Source organism: Marinobacter sp. (assembly GCF_046484525.1).
In the GTDB taxonomy this organism is placed as follows: Bacteria; Pseudomonadota; Gammaproteobacteria; order Pseudomonadales; family Oleiphilaceae; genus Marinobacter.
Map to the genome: position 1 here is coordinate 1 of NZ_JAWOIS010000092.1, position 4,783 is coordinate 4,783.

Annotated in this window: 10 protein-coding genes; 7 read left to right on the forward strand and 3 right to left on the reverse strand. The window is 54.7% G+C overall.

All coding sequences use genetic code 11. The features are described from left to right. Nucleotides 1-217: 217 nt before the first annotated feature. Nucleotides 218-565, forward strand: coding sequence for a DUF3024 domain-containing protein (locus R6W86_RS18405; protein ID WP_410330800.1), 348 nt, complete (start codon nt 218-220; stop codon nt 563-565). 226 nt (nt 566-791) lie between these two features. On the opposite strand, the gene R6W86_RS18410 is transcribed toward R6W86_RS18405, so the two are convergent. Further along, on the reverse strand, nt 792-977 hold the full coding sequence (locus R6W86_RS18410) for a hypothetical protein (protein ID WP_410330801.1): 186 nt from the start codon (nt 975-977) through the stop codon (nt 792-794). Between the two features lie 73 nt (nt 978-1,050). Between R6W86_RS18410 and tnpA the strand changes: the two genes are divergently transcribed. From tnpA to R6W86_RS18440, 6 genes are all read left to right on the forward strand, one after another. Continuing rightward, a complete protein-coding gene (gene tnpA, locus R6W86_RS18415) occupies nt 1,051-1,341 on the forward strand; it encodes an IS66 family insertion sequence element accessory protein TnpA (protein WP_410330802.1) in 291 nt (96 codons plus the stop codon). Then, nucleotides 1,338-1,682 carry an IS66 family insertion sequence element accessory protein TnpB gene (tnpB, locus tag R6W86_RS18420; protein WP_410330803.1) on the forward strand — a complete coding sequence of 115 codons (345 nt, stop codon included), beginning with the start codon at nt 1,338-1,340 and terminating at the stop codon, nt 1,680-1,682. Before tnpA ends, tnpB begins: the two co-directional genes overlap by 4 nt. Further along, on the forward strand, nt 1,630-3,216 hold the full coding sequence (tnpC, locus tag R6W86_RS18425; RefSeq protein ID WP_410330804.1) for an IS66 family transposase: 1,587 nt from the start codon (nt 1,630-1,632) through the stop codon (nt 3,214-3,216). The genes tnpB and tnpC overlap by 53 nt, the downstream gene beginning before the upstream one ends. Then, the gene (locus R6W86_RS18430; RefSeq protein WP_410330805.1) at nt 3,206-3,475 is read left to right on the forward strand and encodes a hypothetical protein; all 270 of its coding nucleotides are present in this window, start codon (nt 3,206-3,208) and stop codon (nt 3,473-3,475) included. The genes tnpC and R6W86_RS18430 overlap by 11 nt, the downstream gene beginning before the upstream one ends. A 182-nt stretch (nt 3,476-3,657) precedes the next feature. Continuing rightward, nucleotides 3,658-3,912, forward strand: a complete 255-nt coding sequence (locus R6W86_RS18435) for a type II toxin-antitoxin system ParD family antitoxin (protein WP_410330806.1) — start codon at nt 3,658-3,660, stop codon at nt 3,910-3,912. Further along, entirely contained in the window at nt 3,912-4,085 is a 174-nt protein-coding gene (locus R6W86_RS18440) for a type II toxin-antitoxin system RelE/ParE family toxin (RefSeq protein ID WP_410330807.1), read from the forward strand. The genes R6W86_RS18435 and R6W86_RS18440 overlap by 1 nt, the downstream gene beginning before the upstream one ends. Here the strand turns inward: R6W86_RS18440 and R6W86_RS18445 are convergent. Both R6W86_RS18445 and R6W86_RS18450 read right to left on the reverse strand, forming a co-directional pair. Next, complete coding sequence (locus R6W86_RS18445; RefSeq protein WP_410330808.1) at nt 4,070-4,330, reverse strand: double zinc ribbon domain-containing protein; 261 nt, start codon at nt 4,328-4,330, stop codon at nt 4,070-4,072. The two genes, R6W86_RS18440 and R6W86_RS18445, sit on opposite strands and share 16 nt — an antisense overlap. Next, on the reverse strand, nt 4,330-4,482 hold the full coding sequence (locus R6W86_RS18450) for a hypothetical protein (protein ID WP_410330809.1): 153 nt from the start codon (nt 4,480-4,482) through the stop codon (nt 4,330-4,332). Before R6W86_RS18450 ends, R6W86_RS18445 begins: the two co-directional genes overlap by 1 nt. Nucleotides 4,483-4,783 lie beyond the last annotated feature (301 nt).

Sequence of the window (4,783 nt, forward strand, 5' to 3'; positions counted from 1 at the left end):
ATTGAGTCGTTTGCGAACCACGACCTTGCCGTGTTGATTGGTGCCATGAATACTGAACACAGTTTTCGCCAGATCGATGCCGATGGTTGTAACATTCATGATGACTCCTCCTGCTTCAGATTGAAGATGTCGACACCTTCAATGTGGCACATTGATGCCGTGGGAGCAGGGGGAGTCCATATCATTCGTTATGTGGGCGTGCCCATAGAGAATCCATATGGCATTTAGTGAGTTTGAAGCAAAGAAAATTGAGCGCGCCGCTTCTGAATTTCTGGAAGACCGGAGGCCGCCAGTCGAGATCCGGCCCAAGTTAGATTTAGACGTTCGAGTTTCCGGCCAAAGCGTGCAGATAGTCGAGATTCGCCCCCATTTCCGGGAGCCGTCCACGATCATTGAATCGCCGGTGGCAAAAGCTACCTTCGCCAAGAAATCTCAACGCTGGAAGATCTACTGGATGCGCAGTGACCTGAAGTGGCATTTGTACACGCCAGAACCTGAGTCACGCTCCATCGAGGAATTTTTTGCTATCGTGAATGCCGACGAGAATGACTGTTTCTTTGGGTAGCACATAACCAGTCATTCAAGTTCGTTCCCGGCCTGGTGTCAGCAACGGTGCTAAAAGTCCGTAAATTGTCAGGATAGATTGTCCTCCCGACCCGCATGGCCTTTTCTTGAAGGTGACGAAACCTAAAAGGAAAAGGCTCATGCAAAGCCGAGAGGACTTTCTCATGATAAAGCAACTACGGGTTCAAGGGACACACATCGTGGACATTGCCCACCGGATTGGCTGTTCAGAGCGCACGGTGCGACGTTATCTGGCCCGGCCAGCAGCACCGACGGGCAAACCCAAGCATCGCAGGCACAGCAAGCTGGATCCCTTCAAGCCTTTTATCGATCAGCAGTTGGCTAATGAGGTCTGGAACGCCGAGGTCATTTTCCAGCAGTTGCGGGAACAAGGTTACAGCGTAAGCGTTCATTCCGCGACGTTCTGCCACCCCAGTAAATTTCGCCCTACAGTAACCTCACAATTTCCAACAGGAGGTTACCCCCATGAGAAAGCACCGCACACCCGAACAGTGGCAGGCCCTGGTTGATCAGCAGCGCGCCAGCGGCTTGTCAGCGCCGCTGTTTTGTAAACAGGAGAATATCGGTTACGCCAGTTTCTGCAACTGGCGCAAGCGCCTGTCCGATCCGTCGACTGATGAGTCGTCAGGTTCCGGTGAAGCCGGTTTTCTGGATCTCTCGTCGTTGATGGGTAACTCTCCATCCTCTGGCCCAGGCTGGAACATTGTGCTTAGCCTCGGCAACGGCGTCGAACTGCGGCTGAGCCAGAACGGATGATCGGGCTCGATAGCCAGGCGCGCATCTGGCTATGTACCGAACCCACGGACATGCGCGAATCGTTCCGGGGCCTGAGCGCCCTGGTCCGGAATCAGCTGACGCACGACCCGCTCAGCGGTCAATATTTCGTCTTCGTCAATCGCCGTAAGACCCAGATGAAAATGCTGTACTTTACCGCCACCGGTTATTGCCTGTGGGCCAAGCGTCTGGAGCAGGGCCATTTCGGGGTGCCGTTATCCGCCTCCGGTCAGCGGGCCCTGACCCTGACGGATCTGCAACTGCTGATCGATGGCATCAAGGTGCAGAAATACCGCCAGTTCAAGCGTTTCCGGGGGGTATAGACGGCTGACTTCCGGTATAATATCGGCCATGAATTCAACGGCTTCCGCTCCTTTTTCCAATGCACCTTCCGACTCGGCTCTGGCCGAGGAGAATGCCGTGTTGCGGGAGAAGTTGGGAGCCCAGGCAGAAGCGATTCGTCAGCTGACGCATCAACTGGACTGGTTCAAAAAGCAGCTGTTCGGTCCCAAATCCGAGAAGCAGGTTTATGATGTTTCACAACAGGACAACCTGTTCCAGCCCGATGAAGCACCGCTGCCGGAGCTGACCTGGCCGGAGGCCGACCAGTACGAAGTGATCGGCAGCAAGACCACCTACCGGCTGGCCCAGCGGGCCTCCAGCTATGTGGTGCTCAAATGCGAGCGCCCGGTGTTCCGGCGCAAAGGAACCGAGAAGCCGGTGACGACTCCGGCTCCATTCAATGTGTTGGACAACAGCCTGGCCGACGTCAGCCTGCTAGCCGGGTTGCTGGTGGACAAGTTCCAGTTCCACCTGCCGCTGTATCGCCAGCACCAGCGCATCCAGCAAGCCGGTGTGACTGTCAGCCGCAGCACCCTGACCAATCTGGTCAAGCGCACCATCGACCTGCTTCGGCCCATTGTGGATGCCCAGACCGATAACGTGCTGCGCAGCCGGGTGTTGGCCATGGATGAAACGCCCATCAAGGCCGGCCACCAGGGCCGGGCAGGCCCGCAAAAGGGCAAAATGAAATCCGGCTGGTTCTGGCCGCTGTACGGAGATGCCGACGAAGTGGTGTTCACCTACTCGAACAGCCGTGGGCGTGCCCACATCGAACAGGTGCTCAGCGAGTCGTTCACCGGCACTCTGATCAGCGACGGCTACGCGGCCTTTGCCCGCTATGCTGCCGCCCAGGAGAACGTCACCCACGCCCAGTGCTGGGTGCACAGTCGCCGTTACTTTATCGAGGCGCAGAAGGATCACCCGGAGACAGTCACCAAGGCCCTGCAACGGATCGCGAAGCTGTACCAGAATGAAGAGAGCATCAAAACCCAGGGGCTTACTGGCGAGAAGAAACGCCAGTACCGGTTGGATCACTCGAAACCGGTCGTCAGCGACCTCTTCCAGTGGTGCCGGGGCCAGTTGGAGCAAGGCGGTCTGTTACCCAGCGATCCACTGACCAAAGCCCTGAACTACGTGCTCAGCCGCGAAGCGAGTCTGACCGTGTTCCTGGAAGACCCCGACGTGCAGCCAGACACCAACCACCTGGAGCGGGCCCTACGCCCCATTCCAATGGGCAAGAAAAACTGGATGTTCTGCTGGACCGAACTGGGCGCGGAACACGTGGGCATCATCCAGAGCCTGATCAGCACCTGCAAGCTGCACGATATTAACCCCTACACTTACCTGGTGGACGTGCTGCAACGCATCAGCCTGCATCCGGCAAGCGACGTCAGCGACCTGACGCCTCGTCTCTGGAAAACCCGGTTCGCCGAGAATCGGCTACGGGCGCTGATCGATCCACGCCATCCTGACCGACAGAACAAACAGCCGGAGGCCACCGTTCATGCGCATTGAAGACATGAGCATCGACCAGCTGCTGGAACTGAATCAGAACATCTGTCGGCGCATCGACGAACTGAGGGATCAGGAAAATCTGCAGGCGCTGAGTCAGTTGCGGGTTGGCCTGAAAGTGACCTTCGAGGGCCGGGAAGGCCCCGTGCTGGGAACCGTCACCAAGATCAACCGCAAGAGTGTGATCGTGTTAGCCGAGGACGGCAGGAAGCAGTACAAGGTCTCGCCGGAGTTATTGAGGCCTCTCCGTGACGTCAAGTAGGTCAACTACGTCGTGGAATGAACGCTTACTCTTACCCTGCGTCATCTGGCGCTCGTGGAGAGGGTTCTGTCGCCAGTATGACCGCTATCTGACTGTGTTGGACGACAAGAAATGGGGAATTGATTCGGCTCAAGCTGATGGTATGATATTTTCATACCTCTACTTTGTAAGGAGCACCAGTTGTGAGCATGCACCGGAAAACCATCACGCTGACTGAACAGCAAGACGAATGGGTGAAAGGTCAGATTGAAAGCGGTCACTTTGGCAATGATAGTGAGTATATCCGCGATCTTATCCGGAGAGACCAGCTGGCCAAGGAGCGTCTTGTTACGCTGAGGCAGGCCCTCGCTGAGGGGGAGTCAAGTGGGGAGCCCAAGCCGCTCGATATATCGGCCATCAAAGCCGCTGGTCGTAAGCGGATGAAGGCGGCTGATTAGTGCTTAGGCTAACCGTCACGCCGAAGGCGGAATCTGACCTCATCGGAATCTGGATATATACCTGCGAAGAATGGGGGGGTGACCAGGCGGATAGTTACCTGGATCAGCTTGAGGCAGGAATGAATCAGCTTATTAATCATCCATCACTCGGCGCGAACTACGGCCATGGATAGAACGCCAGGTTTCGCACGGCTGTATAAGCAGGTGGCCTGAGCTGACAGGCATCACAACACGGATTAGGACGGTGCATCGGTTCCCCGCAAGAAGCACACCGGTGGCCTGTGATAAATTTGATCTCAGACTGGCATTCTCCACACAAACGATCGCCGGGCTGACCACAACTGGCGCACACAGGCGGGTAGATCCAATCCAGTGATCGCCAGAAACCTTTTTGGATCAATGCTGCCAATCGGATCATCAACGCCAGATCTTGCCCTTTAAATCGATCGTAAGAATGACACCTATTGTAATGATTGAAGAAAATCCTGCCATAAATTTGATAGGGCAGGCCGCAATAATAAAAAAATGGTCACAAGAATGAGGATCGCCAGAATTGCGATCAGGATCCATTCAACCCACCCCTCCCCCCGTTCAAAAGGCAATTTTGCCATAAAGCCTCCTTCGGTTGTGCTTTCATCTATTATATACCATGTCAATGGCGGAGATAAAGGAAATTCTTAGTGAATGGGACACAAGTGATTATTGATTGGGATATGAACAGTGGCATTCGATGTCTTAACTTTTTTTGATCAGCAATTTTCAATAAACAATCTACCTTATTCAACGCAACAGAATTTTCTTCACCATCAACCATTCACCACTCACAACTCACTATTCACCATCGTGGTATACTTCTCCATCAGATTCGACC

Coding starts and splice junctions, on each gene's coding strand:
- R6W86_RS18405 (WP_410330800.1), top strand. CDS start 218: ATGGCATTTAGTGAGTTTGAAGCAAAGAAAATTGAGCGCGCCGCTTCT.
- R6W86_RS18410 (WP_410330801.1), bottom strand. CDS start 977: ATGAACGCTTACGCTGTAACCTTGTTCCCGCAACTGCTGGAAAATGAC.
- tnpA (WP_410330802.1), top strand. CDS start 1,051: ATGAGAAAGCACCGCACACCCGAACAGTGGCAGGCCCTGGTTGATCAG.
- tnpB (WP_410330803.1), top strand. CDS start 1,338: ATGATCGGGCTCGATAGCCAGGCGCGCATCTGGCTATGTACCGAACCC.
- tnpC (WP_410330804.1), top strand. CDS start 1,630: ATGGCATCAAGGTGCAGAAATACCGCCAGTTCAAGCGTTTCCGGGGGG.
- R6W86_RS18430 (WP_410330805.1), top strand. CDS start 3,206: ATGCGCATTGAAGACATGAGCATCGACCAGCTGCTGGAACTGAATCAG.
- R6W86_RS18445 (WP_410330808.1), bottom strand. CDS start 4,330: ATGATCCGATTGGCAGCATTGATCCAAAAAGGTTTCTGGCGATCACTG.
- R6W86_RS18450 (WP_410330809.1), bottom strand. CDS start 4,482: ATGGATCCTGATCGCAATTCTGGCGATCCTCATTCTTGTGACCATTTT.